Here is a 14,706-nt window from a genome sequence, read left to right on the forward strand (position 1 = left end):
CCACCATGATACGACTCGACCAACTGTTGGTCAGCCAAGGGCTGGCCAGTTCTCGTACCCGTGCCCAACGACTGATCAAAAACGGGCGCGTTTTTTTGAGCAACGGTAAGCCGCTGAGCAAACCATCGGAGAAATGGCCCTCCGATACGCCGCTACGCATCGACGCAGACCCAGAGGAGCGCTACGCCTCTCGGGCGGGGCTCAAGCTGGAGAGCGTGCTACTGACGTTAAATATGCGCCTCGACGAGCGAGGCGTGCTGGATATTGGTCAATCGACGGGGGGCTTTACCGACTGCGCCCTGCAGTTCGGCGCGCGCCACGTCATTGGTGTGGAAGTGTGCCACGACCAACTCGCCAGCCACCTGCGCAGCGACCCTCGTGTGACGTGCCTAGAAGGACTCAACGCCCGCTATATGAGCGGTGCAGCGGCGCTATTGAACACCCTCGCCGAACGGCCCATTGATCTTGCGGTCATGGATGTTTCGTTTATTTCCCAGACCCTGATCTTGCCTGAGGTTGCCGCACTGCTGCCACCCAGCGGGCAGCTCCTCTCCCTGGTCAAGCCGCAGTTCGAACTCGACCCAGGCGCGCTGGATAAGCGCGGCATCGTGCGCGACCCGCAGCGCTATCAAGAGGTAGAACACCACATACGCGACGCCTGCGAGCAGTGCGGCCTCGTCATCAGTCACTGGCAAGAGAGCCCGATTACCGGCAGCGACGGCAATCGGGAGTTTCTACTATTTGCCAGCAAGCGGTAGCGATCAGCTCAAGGTAGCGGGCGGGAGAGTCGAATCCGACTGCACGTTCACCGGCTCTCCCTGCTCACGATGTAGCCATACGTCCAACTGCTCGAAGGCGATTTTCACTCCAGCCTCCTTGAACAGCTCGTCCACCCGGCAGTTCACCTCGTCGGCAGCAAACAAGCGGTCCAGTAGGTCATTGACAAAAATACGCAGTTCGAAATTCAGGCTGTGTGGCCCATAGCTCAAGCAGAACACCTGCGGCTCCGGGTCATCCAATACGCGTGCGTTCTCATCGGCAGCTTGACGTAACAGTCTATGCACGAGTGGTAAATCCGAACCGTGGGAGACGCCGTAGGTGAGCACCACGCGGGTCACGTTGTCGGAGAGCGACCAGTTGATCAGTTGGTCGGTCACGAACGTTTTGTTGGGAATGATGATCTCTTTGCGGTCGAAGTCGGTCACCGTGGTCGCCCGAATGCGAATCCGGCTGACCGTGCCGTGAAGGTTCCCTAGCGTAATGGTGTCGCCGATACGAATGGGGCGCTCGAACAGAATGATCAATCCCGAAATGAAGTTGGCAAAGATCTCTTGCAAGCCAAACCCCAAACCCACACTCAGCGCCGCCACCAGCCACTGCAGCTTGTCCCAAGAGACCCCCAAGGTCGCCAGCGACATGACGATCCCGGTGCCTACGATGGTGTAAGAGAGCAGTGAGCTAATCGCATAAGCGCTGCCCTGCTTGAGCGCCAAGCGAGAGAGCACCATGACTTCGAGCAGTCCTGGCAGGTTACTCGCCATGATGAACGTGACAGCCACCACCAGCAGCGCCGTAAAAAAATCCGAAATGGAGAGAGCATCATCGACCAGATCGCCTTCGCCCGCGTCCCAAAGCGATACCTGGTCCAAGTAACCCAACACCGAGAGCAGGTCCGACCACACCAAATAGAGCAGCGCACTGAAACCAATCAGCAGAATCAGCTTGGAGAGCCGCAGCGACTGAGCGTTGATCTTTTCCATATCCAGCGGCGGCTCTTCGACTACCTCGAGCCCGCCTTCGGCACCCTCTTGCACCTGGGCGCGCCGTCTGGCCAGCGCTCGGCGGTAGGCCAAGCGGCGGGCGGCAACGGCCAAACTACGCACCACCGTCGCCTCCACTACCACCCAAAGCCCTAATAGGTAGAGCGTAATGGCAAAACGCGCTACCAGCCTGAGCGCCGTGTACTCGTAGCCCCAGGCAACCAGGCCCATCAGCACCAGTGGAACGGCGGCCATGGCGAGCCCCAAGATCAGCCTGAAAAGCCGCACACCAAAGATTGGGACATGGGCCAGGATGAGCTGCGTCAGCGACCACGCCATGGCAAGCAGCCCCCCCATGAACAGTGCCATGGCGACAGGGCGCTGGGCCAAGGGGGTCTCCATCTGTTCAGACATGGCCGCAATGGCCACGACCGGTACCAGCGCCATGCCCAGCCCAATCAACAAGCGACGCAGCCGCGCGTTGTACGCCGGTGACCAGGTAAAGTGACGCTCGGCGACGCCGTCGGGCACCAGCAGTCGCCGCCCAAGGGCTACCACGAACCAGCTCAAACCAAGCTGCAGCAGCGCCGGTGCCAGTCCAAGGGCCAGACCGCCTTCCGCCGTACGTAGGGCTACGCCCGTGCCAGCCAACGCCAGCGGGCCTGGTACCGCCAGCAGTGCATTGAGCAAAACGGCCTTGGGGGTATGCAGCTGGGTATCGCTCTTCAAACGGCCAATTTGTGAATGAATCAGCGCCAAACGCGCTTTGATATGCCCGCGCAAAGCGATTAAAACCACGCTCAACAGCAGCAGTGGCGCGCCCACCAACATGTCCCATGAGAGCCCTTTCCAACGAGTAGGCAACACCGCGCGCCACTCCCCTTCCCGCCACTCCTGCTGAAGATGCTGGGGCAGTTGGCGCAGCCAGTTCACATCTAGAGGACGACTGTTGGCCACCCAAAACAGCTGCTCATCGATGGTAGTGCGTAAATCTTGTGTCGTGCTGAGCAGCTGCTGCTGATTGAGCTGTAGCTCGATAGCCGAGCTCAATAGGTTGCCGTATGCTTGTTCGAGCTGCTCGACCAGCTCGCGTCGGGATTGATACAAGCGGGTCAGAGAATCCACCAGCCCTGGCGTGACATCGACGCCAGCCTCTTCCAGGCGCTGAGCTGCCAGTCGCTCGCCCTGCCGGAGTTGATCGCGCTGGCGGATGAGATCGAACTGCTTCAAACGCAGATCGGCGATCTCATCTTGCAAATCCCGGCGCGGCACCACAACGGGTAGCGATTGACGCTGTTCGCGAAGAATACGCGACAACAGTTGGCTGCCGCGAATCGCCTCCATCTGCTCGTTGAGGCTGCGCTGGAGCTGGCGAACATGCTCCAACTGGCGCTGCGCCTCGATGTTTTCGCGCACGATGCCATTGGCACGGTCCGTCGCCCGCAATAGCTCCAGGCTAAGCGTTTGGTTGATCTGCTGTGCATTCAGCACGACAGGGTGCCCCTCGGCGATCAATGGATCGTTCTTGGCGGCGTCGGCAATGGCCTGTTCAGACTGAAGACGTCGCTGGCGGTCGATCACGCCCTGGAGCAGGTTGAGCTGCTGCTCTTGCTGGTCGATTTGCAAGGCAATCAGGTCACGACGCTGCTGAGCCAGCTCGCGCAGGCGACTGTTAGCGCTCAACTCCCGCTGGTTCAGGGTGACCTCTTGCTCGGCCACCGCTCGCTCTAAGCGCCACTGAATGAGCTGCGCATCCTCACGGGCCGAAAGCTGGCGGTCGGCGAGCAGCGCGGCTCGGGTATCGTGCTCACGACGCAGTGTTTCAGCCCGCTGCAGCGCCTCGGAAATGGCCTGTTGCGCCCGCTCGGGCAGCGTTTGCGCCGCAAGGAGTTGGGAATTCACCTCGGCCATTTGGCTCTGGAGCTGCTGCAGTTCGATCACGGCATCCGCTTGTTCGGCTTCCAAAGCCTCTAAAGGCATATCGCTAAGGTTATCGACCGACAGCTGCAGACTCTCCTCTTGCGCAGCGTTGAGCTCACGCTCCAGGCGTAGCAACTGCTCAGGCGCCTGACTGACCCGCTGCTCGAGTGCCTGCTGACGCTCTTCGATCGCTTGGAGCCGCTCATATGCCTGCAATGCAGCGGTCAACGCCGCTTGGTCACGCTGCTGCTCAGCGGTAGGCTCAGTTTCAAGAGATTCAATGACTGCCAAGCGTTCGGAGAGCTCAGCTTGAGGAGGAACGCCCTCGATCGAGGTGCTTTGAGCGATGGCGGTTTCCGCCAACAGCACTACCACAAACAGGCAGCCGATGGCGGCTTTCAGGGCATTTCTAACCACGTGACGGATGCCTCATAGACATATCGGCCCGCGATGTCGGGCGAGATAGCCATTGTCATGGGTAAGACAGCTCGACGCAATATTGTCAGCACGTCGCCATACGGAGTTGACTTACACAAGCGGCATGTATAGAAACAATGCTGGCATCTCTCTACTCTTAATTTGCGAGCCACGTTGATGGTTACCCGAAAACTGCTGTTCACCGGTTTGGCGACATTTGTGAGCGCGACCGTGCTCAGTCAAAGCGCCATAGCCGATTCCCGAGAAGACATTGAAGCGCGCATTCAAGCGCTCAATACCGAACTCTACCAGTTGCGCCAGCAGCTTCAGCAAATCGAAGCACCCGAAGATGCCGCCCAGGGTATCGAACCAGCGCCGCTGCCAGTCGAAGTAGCGCTCGAAGACCTGAGCGAACGGCGACAGTTGGAACAAGAGTCGTCACGTAACCCCTTCGCCATCACGACGCATCGCACCAACTATCTGTTCCCCATTAGCTACAACACGAATCAAAACGTCGAGAATTTCCGCAGCATCACAGACGACGTTCAACCGGATAGTGGTGAGGTCAAATTTCAATTCAGTGCCAAGTTCAATTTGGCCGAAAATGTCTTCGGTGACATAGGCGACGTTTACTTTGCGTATACCCAGCGTAGCTGGTGGCAGGCGTACAACACCGATGCCTCCTCGCCGTTTCGCGAAACCAACTATGAGCCCGAAGTGTTTATCGACTTCGACAACGCCTGGAGTGCCTTGGGATGGGTGAACACCCGCAACCGCGTGTCGTTCATCCATCAATCAAATGGCCGCTCCGATCCGCTCTCGCGCAGTTGGAACCGAGTGTACTTGGAAAGCACCTTCCAAAGCGGCGATTGGGCGCTCACCCTGGCGCCCCACTGGCGCGTGCCCGAGTCGGATAGCGATGATGACAACCCCGATATCGAGCGCTTCGTCGGCTATGGCGACATTCGCCTCGCCAAGCGCCTGCAAAACAACCATGAATTTGCCGGTCAACTGCGTGGCAACCCTAGCGCCGGCAACTACGGCACGCAGATCGATTACAGCTGGCCCGCGTTCAACGGCGTGCGCACCCATGTGCAGTATTACTACGGTTACGGCGAGAGCATGATCGATTACAACCACCGCGTGCATCGCCTGAGCCTTGGTTTTAGCCTCAACCCACTGTTCAGCGCCACTGGGCTGAACCGTTAAGCCAGTAAGGTTGTCTATATGATGATGACTGCTATGCTGAAGTCGTAACTCATTCACTCGTCAAAGGAAGACATCATGGCAAAACGTAATACAGACACCTCTGCCCGTGCTGACCAGCTCAAAGAGGATCTGCGTCACCTCAGCGAAACCGTCGAAGAGCTGATGAACGCCACCTCCAAGGATGCTAGCGGCGAAATGCGCGACCTGCGTGAGCGTGCCGAACGACGTTTGAAGGATACCCGTGCCCGCCTAGAAGCCCGCGGTGAACGTTTTTACGAAGATACCCGCGAGACACTTTCAGAGCAGGTCGATTGCTGTGATCGTTACGTCCGTGAGAACCCCTGGACCAGCATCGGCCTTGGTGCCGCAGCGGGCCTTGTCGTTGGTATGCTCCTCGGACGTCGCTAATGGCTTTGGGTCCTACCCAACGTGTCTTTTCCGCCGCCAAACGCCTGCTAAAAACACTGGTTGCCAACAGTGAGACCCGCCTGCGTTTGGCGGTTTTGGAACTAGAGGAAGAGCGCGCCCGCTTATTAGTCTTACTGCTGCTTGCTGGTGCCAGCCTGCTATTACTGCTTCTTGGCATTGCTACGCTAACGGCTCTTGTCATTGTGCTTTTTTGGGACACGTATCGTCTCACGGCCATCAGCGTGAGTGCTGGTGTACTGATTGCACTCAGCGTACTACTCGCCGTAATAGCACTTCGTCAAGCCAAGCGTCATACGCTGCTCAAAGAAACGTTAAAGCAGCTTGCGGCGGACCGGGCCTTGCTAGAGGTGAATGAGGATGACCCGTCACGATAGCGTCGTTAAACCACTCAGTCGAGCAGAGCGCAAGGCGGCGCTGCTCGCCGAACTGGAGCAGCAGCGTATCGACATACTGGTCGATAGCGACACGTTGCTACATGCCTCTTCCCCGCTGGAACGTCATTGGAAAAGCATCAAACTGCCGCTTTACGCCATTGGCGGCATTGCTGCGTTACGCATTGCACGTCATCCAGGCGGTGCCATGGTGCTAGGTCGTAAGGCACTGGCAGGTTACATGCTCTTTCGAAAGTTGAAGCTCCTTGCCAAAGTGGCGACATAATCGTCCGTTGACCGCTACGCCTGCGATAAGGATGATCCGACAAGCCGCTGCGGCTCACTTACCGCAGCGGCTTGTTTAATGCGTGTCGATGACACTTAACACGCTTGTCCACAGGCAACACCGCTAGCCCATGCCCACTGAAAGTTATAGCCGCCTAGTTGCCCCGTCACATCCAGCACCTCACCAATGAAGCGCAGCTGCGGTAGGTCTTTGACTTCGAAAGTTTTCGATGAGATAGCATGGGTACTTACCCCGCCCATCGTCACCTCCGCCGTGCGCCACCCTTCCGTACCCGCCGGTTTTAGCTGCCAGTGGTTGAGCCGCTGAGCCCACACATCAAGCGCTTCATTGCTGTACTGGGCCAGCGGACTAGCCAGCTCTGCGTTGGGGTACCACTCTTGCAATGCTTGGGCAAAGCGCTTGGGAAAACGCTCGCCAAGCCAGGTAGACAATAGGCGCTTAGGGGTTTCCTGCCGCGCATGACGCAAGGCCTCCGCGACGTTTTCACCCGGCATGAGGTCAATGGTAATCGCGCTACCAGACTCCCACACGCTGGAGATCTGCAGCATGGAGGGGCCAGACAGCCCTCGGTGGGTAAACAGCATCGGCTCGACAAAGCGCGTCTCCTTGCAACTCACCGCCGAGGGCAGGCTGACGCCAGAAAGCGCTGCGACCCGCTCTTTCCAGCTATCGCTCAGGGTAAACGGCACCAAGCCGGGGCGAGTGGGCAGCACCTCCAGGCCGAACTGGCGCGCAATGTCGTAGCCAAATCCCGTCGCCCCCATGGTGGGAATGGAGAGCCCCCCTGTAGCCACCACGACCACGCCTGCATCGATGGTCCCCATGGAGGTGGTCAGGCGCATGCCCTCCCCTTGGCGCTCCACGCGCGAGATGGAGGTTTTCAGTGCCACCTCTGCCCCAGCCCACTCACACTCGGTCATCAGCACCCGAACGATCTCTTTAGCGGAATCGGCGCAAAACAATTGTCCAGGCGCTTTTTCTACATACTCGACGCCATGGGCTTCCACGAGCGATACGAAGTGTTCTGGACGGTAACGTTTTAATGCGGAGATACAAAAATAAGGATTTTCAGAGTAAAAATGCCCGGGCGCCGTATCAAGATTGGTAAAGTTACAGCGGCCTCCCCCCGACATTAGGATTTTTTTACCCGCTTTGTTGGCATGGTCGAGCACTAAGACACGTCGCCCGGCATAGCCTGCCTGCGCCGCGCACATCAAACCAGCGGCGCCCGCGCCAATGACCACGACGTCGAAGACCATTACAAAGGCTCCCAAAAAGAATAGGCGGGTATTTTAACAGGTAAAAAGCACTACATTGCTGTACATTATCATCCTTAAAGTACAAGAAGAGCACAATATTTCGCTTGGCGGTACGGCACCGCTGCGCCTAGGGGCTGACACCGGCCTGGACGGTGGAGCGTAAAGCACCCAGTCCGTGAATGATATCGAGACACTTATGCCTGCATCGAAACGCACCTTTTGTGGCCTCTTACTACTGCTTGGTTGGGCCACTCTTGCCAGCGCGCAAACACCCCCACCCGTCATTGGGTATCAAGTAGCGTCCGACACCTGGTCGGACCCGCTGGAAGCGCTGGGCACTTTGAGCGCCGACGAGAGCGTGACATTATCCGCTACTGTCACCGACACCATCGCGGAGATCAACTTTGACGATGGTGAACAGGTCGAGCGTGGCCGCTTACTCATTCGTCTGGAAGATGCCGAAGAGCAGGCACTATTGAGAGCAGCGCAAGCACTCACCGATGAGCGGCGCAATGCATCCGGCCGCGCCTCGCAGCTGCAGCAGCGTAACTTAGCGGCCAGAGCCGACGTCGAAGATACGCAATCCCAGCTCCGCCAAGCGCAAGCCGATGCCCAAGCGCTAGAAGCGCGACTCGAGAATTATCGTATCCTTGCACCGTTTAGCGGCAGGGTCGGCTTTCGTGATGTCAGTGTCGGCACGCTCGTCACCCCAGGTATGGCGCTGGTGACCCTCGACAAGCTCGACGTCATGAAGCTCGACTTCACCTTGCCTGAGGTGTTTTTGGGCCGACTCTCTGCCGGGCTGAGCCTAACGGCCACCACCGCAGCGTATCCAGACGAGGTGTTTCGCGGGGAAATTGCTAGTATCGGCACGCGCATCGATCCCACCTCCCGCAGCGTGAACGTTCGCGCCGAGCTTGCCAACCCCGACTTGAAATTGCGCCCCGGCATGCTGATGGAGGTCATCGTGCAACAGCGCGTGCGCGAGACGCTCGTGCTCCCTGAAGCCGCCCTTCAGCCCAGTGGCAACCGCCATTTCGTCATGGTAATTCAACAGCAGGAGGCCCCGCGCTTAGAACGCCGTGAGGTCGCTATTGGCGAGCGACGCAGTGGCGAGGTCGAAATCCTCGAAGGCCTTCGTGAAGGCGACTTGGTCGTGATCCACGGCCTACAGCTCGCCCGAGAAGGCCAAGAGGTCAGGCTACTGGGCATTGCCGACGAAACGACGGATATTCGCTCGCTGCTGGAGGCTGATCGCTAATGCGTTTATCCGATATTTCCGTCCAGCGGCCCGTGCTCGCCATGGTGATTGCGGCGCTAATCATCGCCTTTGGACTGCTGGCGCTCAATCGCTTACCGCTTCAAGAGTATCCCACGGTCGACCCGCCCATCGTTAGTATCGATACACGCTACCCCGGCGCCTCAGCAAGCGTGGTAGAAACACGTATTACCCAAGTGCTGGAAGACCGTATTGCCGGGGTCGAAGGTATCGAACTGATCACCTCTCAAAGTGAAGATGGCCGCTCGCGTATCGAAATCGAGTTCGCCATCACCGTGGATATCAACGCCGCGGCAAACGATATACGCGACCGCATCTCCGGCGCGCTGCGCAACCTCCCAGACGACGCCGACAACCCAGAAGTCACCAAAGCCGATAGCAGCGAAGAGATCGTCGTATGGCTGAGCCTGTCGGGGGCGGACTACTCGATTGCCGAACTCACCGACTACGCCAACCGCTTTCTCGTTGATAGCCTGTCGGTGCAACCCGGCGTTGCCCGCGTGCGTGTCGGCGGCGGCCAAGATTACGCCATGCGCGTGTGGCTCGACCGTAACGCACTGGCGGCTCGCGGCCTAACCGTGGGCGATGTAGAAGACGCATTACGCGCCGAGAACGTCGAGCTACCCGCTGGCTCGATCGAGTCCGATGACCGTCAGTTCATCGTCCGTCTGCCGCGCAGCTTCGCCACCGCCGATGATTTTCAGCGCCTAGCGCTCACTCAAAGCAACAACGGTTATTTGGTACGTCTTGCCGATGTCGCCCGCGTGGAAGTCGGGTCAGTAGAAGATCGCTCGGTGTTCCGAGCCAACGGTGTGCCCATGGTGGGGCTGGGGATGATCATGCAGTCCACCGCCAACGTGATCGAGCTGTCTGAGGCGGTGCAACAGGAGCTGGAGCGGCTGCAGGGCACGCTGCCTGCGGGCATGTCGCTTGCCCTCAATTACGATGCCTCAGTGTTTGTCTCTGGTGCCATCGAGCAGGTCGTCATGACGCTCTTTATTGCCATGGGCCTTGTTGTCATCGTGATTTTTCTGTTCCTAGGCAATCTACGTACGACCCTGGTCCCCGCCGTCACGGTACCGATTGCCGTGATTGGCGCGTTCACGGCGCTGGCCGCAATGAACTTCTCCATCAACCTGCTCACCCTGCTTGCCCTGGTGCTGGCCATCGGGCTGATCGTGGACGACGCCATCGTGGTACTCGAGAACATCAATCGACGCATGCATGACTATGGCGAAACCCCGCTAGTGGCCGCCTTTCGTGGCACGCGACAAATCGCCTTTGCAGTGATCGCCACCACCCTGGTGCTGGTCGCCGTCTTTGTACCACTGAGCATGCTGCAAGGCGACATCGGCCGACTGTTCTCGGAATTTGCCCTGACCATGGCGGCGGCGGTGATCGTCTCTACCCTACTCGCGCTGACGCTAACGCCGATGATGGCCTCCAAGATTCTCAAGCCCGGCATGCACGACAGTCGTATTGGCCAAGGCGTACAGTGGTTGCTGGACGGCACTAAGCGCCGCTATCAATGCGCTCTTGAAACCGTATTGGCAGCCAAATGGCTGGTGGTGGCGCTGTTTGCTTTACTGATCACGGGTACGGCGTGGCTCGCATCGGCGCTGCCCAACGAGTACACCCCCCAGGAGGATCGCGGTAACTTCATCGTGCTGGTGAATGGGCCCGAAGGCGCCACATTCGACTACATGATGGACTACATGGACGAAATCGAGGCGCGGCTAACCCCCTTCGTAGAGAGCGGCGAGCTGGAACGCGTGGTCGTGCGCGCCCCGCGTGGATTCGGCAATATCGAAAACTTTAACAGTGGGTTCATCATCGTCAATATGGCTGACTGGGGCAGCCGCCGCAGTGCCTGGGAGATCATGGCTGACGTGCGCCAACAGCTTGGCTCGCTGCCTGGCGTCCAAGCCTTTCCGGTGATGCGCCAAGGCTTTGGCCAGCGTACACAAAAGCCCGTTCAGTTCGTCTTGGGCGGCGGCACCTATGAAGATCTTGCCCGCTGGCGTGATCGGTTGATCAACCACGTACGGGAAAACAACCCGCGCCTGACCGCCATCGAGAGCAACTACGACGAAACCCAGCCCCAGCTAAGGGTGGATATCAATTACGAACGCGCCGCATCGTTGGGCGTTACGGTGACCGAAATAGGCCGCACACTAGAAGTCCTGCTAGGTGGGCGTAACGTGACGCGCTATGTAGATGACGGTGAAGAGTACGACGTCATCGTGGAAGGCGACCGCAGCCGCCAAAACAGCCCGCGAGCGCTGGATAACATTCAGGTGCGCTCGGCGCGCACGGGCGAACTGATCCCGCTGGCCAGTCTCGTGACACTGTCCGATTTTGCCGGGGCTAGCACGCTGAACCGATTTGACCGGGTACGCGCCATCACGATCGAAGCAAACCTCGCTGACGGCTATCCCCTTGGCGAAGCGCTGGCCTACCTCCAAGACGCCGCGGATACGCTTCTACCGGAAGAGGTACAAACCAACGTGGCCGGGCCTTCCCGGGATTTCCAGCAGGCCAGCGGCGCAACGACATTTCTGCTGATCCTCGGCGCGGTGGTGGTCTTCTTGGTGCTGGCGGCTCAATTCGAGAGCCTGATTCACCCCTTCGTCATCATGCTGACGGTGCCACTCGCCATGAGCGGTGCGCTGCTCGCGCTGCTGCTCAGCGGCCAGTCGCTGAATATTTATAGCCAAGTCGGCCTAGTACTGCTGATCGGTTTGGCGGCCAAGAACGGTATTTTGATCGTCGAGTTCGCCAACCAACTGCGCGATGAGGGCCAGGGGTTTCGCTCGGCGCTGATCGAAGCCTCGGTGACGCGTTTGCGGCCCATCTTGATGACCGCCGTAACCACCATGGCCGGTGCCATTCCGCTGATCATCTCCAGCGGCCCGGGGGCCGAGTCACGCCTGGTGATCGGCACGGTCATCATGGCAGGCGTCGGGGCTGCCACCCTCTTCACGCTGTTCGTCGTGCCGGTGGCCTACGACCTGCTGGCCCGCTACTCCGGCTCGCCTGGGGCGGTCAAGCGCCAGCTCGAAAAGGAGATCGCCAATGCCCCGATGGCGCCACACACGCCGCTGGAAACGCCAGAGCGATGAATCGACGGGCAGTAGAGACACCAAGGGCGCCCAGTGGGCGCCCTTGGTGGTTTAGGCTATCGTAACGGGAGTGCTTATTCGCAGTTACCGATACGCTCGCCTTCGATCGTCGTGTTCATGGTCAGTTCGCCCATGGGCGACTGCGTCAGAATATCCACGGTGCCTTCGATCTGCTCACCCATGAAGCGCATTTCGCCATCGATGGTGGCTTCGCCACCCTCTGCGCGGCATACCATGCTGTAGGAGAGGCCATCGGCATTCATCTCTTGGTCCAGCAGCTCGCAGCCCTCTTCCTCTTCGATGAAACCGAACTCAGCGCCTTCCAGTTCTGCCTGGGTAATGCACTGACGCTCGGTTTCGGTTTGATCGGGAATCTGCATATCGCCACTGACGCTAGTTACGCTGACGAACTCCCACTCGCCGGGCGTCAAATTCGGTGTATCTGCCTGGGCGACCATTGGGAAGGCCGCTAGGGCCGCAACTGCCATGTATCGTTTCATCATCGCTCTCATCTCGCTAGGTGATTCGGGAAAACCCGCTGATATCCTACCTGATTCGCGCAGCAGGCGCCTGCCTGTAAAGCGCACTGCTACACTGAGTCATCATGTCCATGCTTCAGCCAGTGTAACGTTAAAAAGGGCAAACACCATGCAAGACGACGCGTTGATCCATCACGATTTTCACTGCCCTTATTGTGACACCCCGCTCACCTTCGTGATCGACATCTCACAGGGCAGCCATGATACCTGGGAAGATTGTCATCAGTGCTGTGCGCCCATCCAACTTCAAGTCATCGTTTCACCGATGACCGGCGAGCTAGAAGCCGTCATCACCGGCCGTGATGACGACGTGCTCTAGCGGCGCTCGAACTCTATTCAAGCCCCTTCGGCCTGCTGCATGGCCGCCTGACGCTTGGCCTCGCTGCGGCGCATGAAATACCACGCCAGCAGCGTCGCCAACGACACCGTCAAAATGATCAACGTCGCCAACGCGTTGATCTTCGGCGACACGCCCATCCGTACCGATGAGAACACCACCATCGGCAGCGTGTTCGCACCCGGGCCCGAAACAAAGCTGGCAATGACCAAGTCATCCAGCGAGAGGGTAAACGCCAGCAACCAGCCAGCGGCCAGCGCCGGGGAGATCACCGGGAGCGTCACGAAGAAGAACGTCTTGACCGGGGGCGAGCCCAAATCCATCGCCGCTTCCTCGATAGAGCGGTCCACTTCCCGCAGGCGAGCGGCGACCACCACCGCCACGTAGGCACTACAAAACGTAGTGTGGGCGATCCAAATGGTCGCCATGCCACGGTCAGCAGGCCAACCTATTAGCTGCGCCATTTGCACGAACAGCAGCAGCAGCGACAGACCGGTGATAACTTCCGGCATTACCAGCGGCGCGGTCACCATGCTCGAGAGTGCCGTTTTACCTCGAAAATGTCCGTAGCGGGTCATGACGAAGGCCGCTACCGTTCCCAGGCACACCGCCATGCTGGCGGCAAAGAAGGCAATCTTCAAACTGGTCCACACCGCCGACAAAATCTGCTGGTCGCGGAACAGCTCACCGTACCACTGGGTGGAGAACCCGGCCCACACCGTCACCAGGCGTGATTCGTTGAACGAATACACCACCAGAACGACCATGGGTAGGTACAAAAACAGCAGCCCCAGCACCAGCATCACGGTGGTAAAACTTGGGCGCCGATGCGATCTGATCATTCTTCAAGCTCCCGTGACTGGTAGCGGTGGAACCACACGATAGGGACGAGCAATAGCAGCAGCATGACCATGGCGAGCGCCGAGGCCACGGGCCAATCCCGATTGAGGAAGAACTCTTCCCACAACACCTTACCAATCATCAACGTATCGGGGCCGCCCAGCAGTTCGGGAATCACGAATTCACCGACCGCTGGAATGAACACCAGCATCGAGCCCGCAATGATGCCCCCCATCGAGAGCGGCAGCGTGACCTTCAAGAAGGTGTTGAATTTACGTGACCCAAGGTCCGATGCCGCTTCCAGGAGCGAATTATCCAAACGCGTCAGGTGGGCGTACAGCGGCAGCACCATGAACGGCAGGTAAGCGTAGACGATGCCTACGATCACCGAGAATTGCGTGTTCATCATCCGCAGCGGGGCATCGATGAGACCAAGCCCCATCAGCAGGTTATTGATCAACCCGCTATTGCTGAGAATGCCCATCCAAGCGTAAACCCGAATCAGAAACGACGTCCACGACGGCAGCATCACCAACAGCAGCAGAACCAGCTGCCAGCGCCCTGGCGCACGCGCCATGGCATACGCCATCGGGTAGCCAATCAGCAAACATACCGCCGTGGCAATGAACGCGGTTTTGATCGACCCCCAGTAGGCGGCCACATAGAGCGAATCGGACAACAGAAACAGATAGTTGCCTAAATTCAGAAAAACGTTGAGCGTTTGGTCGGCATACTCCACCAGCGGCCCATAGGGCGGTATGGCGATGGCCGATTCGGATAAGCTGATTTTCAGCACCAGCGCAAACGGGAGCAGGAAAAACAGCGTCAGCCACACCAGCGGAAGTGCAATCACGGCACGACGGCCTAGCTGCATCCGCTTGATCACGCCTGACACGCGAGATGGCGTCATCATAGGC

13 protein-coding genes are annotated in these 14,706 nt (G+C 58.8%); 8 read left to right on the forward strand and 5 right to left on the reverse strand.

Annotation, left to right across the window (positions count from 1 at the left end):
- Nucleotides 1-5: 5 nt before the first annotated feature.
- Nucleotides 6-758: a TlyA family RNA methyltransferase gene (locus MHM37_RS07680; RefSeq protein WP_239296239.1), complete on the forward strand. Its 753-nt coding sequence runs from the start codon at nt 6-8 to the stop codon at nt 756-758.
- A 3-nt stretch (nt 759-761) separates the two neighbouring features.
- Here the strand turns inward: MHM37_RS07680 and mscK are convergent, their stop codons facing one another.
- The gene (mscK, locus tag MHM37_RS07685; RefSeq protein ID WP_139525569.1) at nt 762-4,097 is read right to left on the reverse strand and encodes a mechanosensitive channel MscK; all 3,336 of its coding nucleotides are present in this window, start codon (nt 4,095-4,097) and stop codon (nt 762-764) included.
- A gap of 177 nt (nt 4,098-4,274) precedes the next feature.
- Here mscK and MHM37_RS07690 point away from each other — a divergent pair, with 177 nt between their 5' ends.
- The 4 genes from MHM37_RS07690 (at nt 4,275) to MHM37_RS07705 (ending at nt 6,392) form a co-directional block, all read left to right on the forward strand.
- Entirely contained in the window at nt 4,275-5,306 is a 1,032-nt protein-coding gene (locus MHM37_RS07690) for a phospholipase A (RefSeq protein WP_139525568.1), read from the forward strand.
- A 75-nt stretch (nt 5,307-5,381) separates the two neighbouring features.
- Complete coding sequence (locus MHM37_RS07695; protein WP_139525567.1) at nt 5,382-5,714, forward strand: DUF883 family protein; 333 nt, start codon at nt 5,382-5,384, stop codon at nt 5,712-5,714.
- Nucleotides 5,714-6,109 (forward strand): phage holin family protein, encoded by a 396-nt coding sequence (locus MHM37_RS07700; RefSeq protein WP_153842412.1) that lies wholly within the window; start codon nt 5,714-5,716, stop codon nt 6,107-6,109. The genes MHM37_RS07695 and MHM37_RS07700 overlap by 1 nt, the downstream gene beginning before the upstream one ends.
- The gene (locus tag MHM37_RS07705; RefSeq protein ID WP_219863233.1) at nt 6,093-6,392 is read left to right on the forward strand and encodes a YqjK family protein; all 300 of its coding nucleotides are present in this window, start codon (nt 6,093-6,095) and stop codon (nt 6,390-6,392) included. The genes MHM37_RS07700 and MHM37_RS07705 overlap by 17 nt, the downstream gene beginning before the upstream one ends.
- A gap of 95 nt (nt 6,393-6,487) precedes the next feature.
- Here MHM37_RS07705 and MHM37_RS07710 read toward each other — a convergent pair whose 3' ends face one another.
- The gene (locus MHM37_RS07710; protein WP_219863231.1) at nt 6,488-7,672 is read right to left on the reverse strand and encodes an NAD(P)/FAD-dependent oxidoreductase; all 1,185 of its coding nucleotides are present in this window, start codon (nt 7,670-7,672) and stop codon (nt 6,488-6,490) included.
- Between the two features lie 196 nt (nt 7,673-7,868).
- Here MHM37_RS07710 and MHM37_RS07715 point away from each other — a divergent pair, with 196 nt between their 5' ends.
- Together MHM37_RS07715 and MHM37_RS07720 are read left to right on the forward strand one after the other, a co-directional pair.
- Nucleotides 7,869-8,933 carry an efflux RND transporter periplasmic adaptor subunit gene (locus tag MHM37_RS07715; RefSeq protein ID WP_153842410.1) on the forward strand — a complete coding sequence of 355 codons (1,065 nt, stop codon included), beginning with the start codon at nt 7,869-7,871 and terminating at the stop codon, nt 8,931-8,933.
- Nucleotides 8,933-12,073, forward strand: coding sequence for an efflux RND transporter permease subunit (locus tag MHM37_RS07720; RefSeq protein WP_239296238.1), 3,141 nt, complete (start codon nt 8,933-8,935; stop codon nt 12,071-12,073). Before MHM37_RS07715 ends, MHM37_RS07720 begins: the two co-directional genes overlap by 1 nt.
- A gap of 74 nt (nt 12,074-12,147) precedes the next feature.
- On the opposite strand, the gene MHM37_RS07725 is transcribed toward MHM37_RS07720, so the two are convergent.
- Nucleotides 12,148-12,561, reverse strand: coding sequence for a DUF3617 family protein (locus MHM37_RS07725; RefSeq protein WP_139525562.1), 414 nt, complete (start codon nt 12,559-12,561; stop codon nt 12,148-12,150).
- A gap of 160 nt (nt 12,562-12,721) precedes the next feature.
- On the opposite strand from MHM37_RS07725, the gene MHM37_RS07730 reads away from it, so the two are divergent.
- Nucleotides 12,722-12,931 (forward strand): CPXCG motif-containing cysteine-rich protein, encoded by a 210-nt coding sequence (locus MHM37_RS07730; RefSeq protein WP_139525561.1) that lies wholly within the window; start codon nt 12,722-12,724, stop codon nt 12,929-12,931.
- Nucleotides 12,932-12,948: 17 nt separating this feature from the next.
- Here MHM37_RS07730 and MHM37_RS07735 read toward each other — a convergent pair whose 3' ends face one another.
- Both MHM37_RS07735 and MHM37_RS07740 read right to left on the reverse strand, forming a co-directional pair.
- On the reverse strand, nt 12,949-13,791 hold the full coding sequence (locus MHM37_RS07735; RefSeq protein WP_139525560.1) for an ABC transporter permease subunit: 843 nt from the start codon (nt 13,789-13,791) through the stop codon (nt 12,949-12,951).
- Nucleotides 13,788-14,699, reverse strand: a complete 912-nt coding sequence (locus MHM37_RS07740; RefSeq protein WP_239296268.1) for an ABC transporter permease subunit — start codon at nt 14,697-14,699, stop codon at nt 13,788-13,790. Before MHM37_RS07740 ends, MHM37_RS07735 begins: the two co-directional genes overlap by 4 nt.
- Nucleotides 14,700-14,706 lie beyond the last annotated feature (7 nt).

Source organism: Halomonas sp. MMH1-48 (assembly GCF_022348105.1).
In the GTDB taxonomy this organism is placed as follows: Bacteria; Pseudomonadota; Gammaproteobacteria; order Pseudomonadales; family Halomonadaceae; genus Vreelandella; species Vreelandella piezotolerans.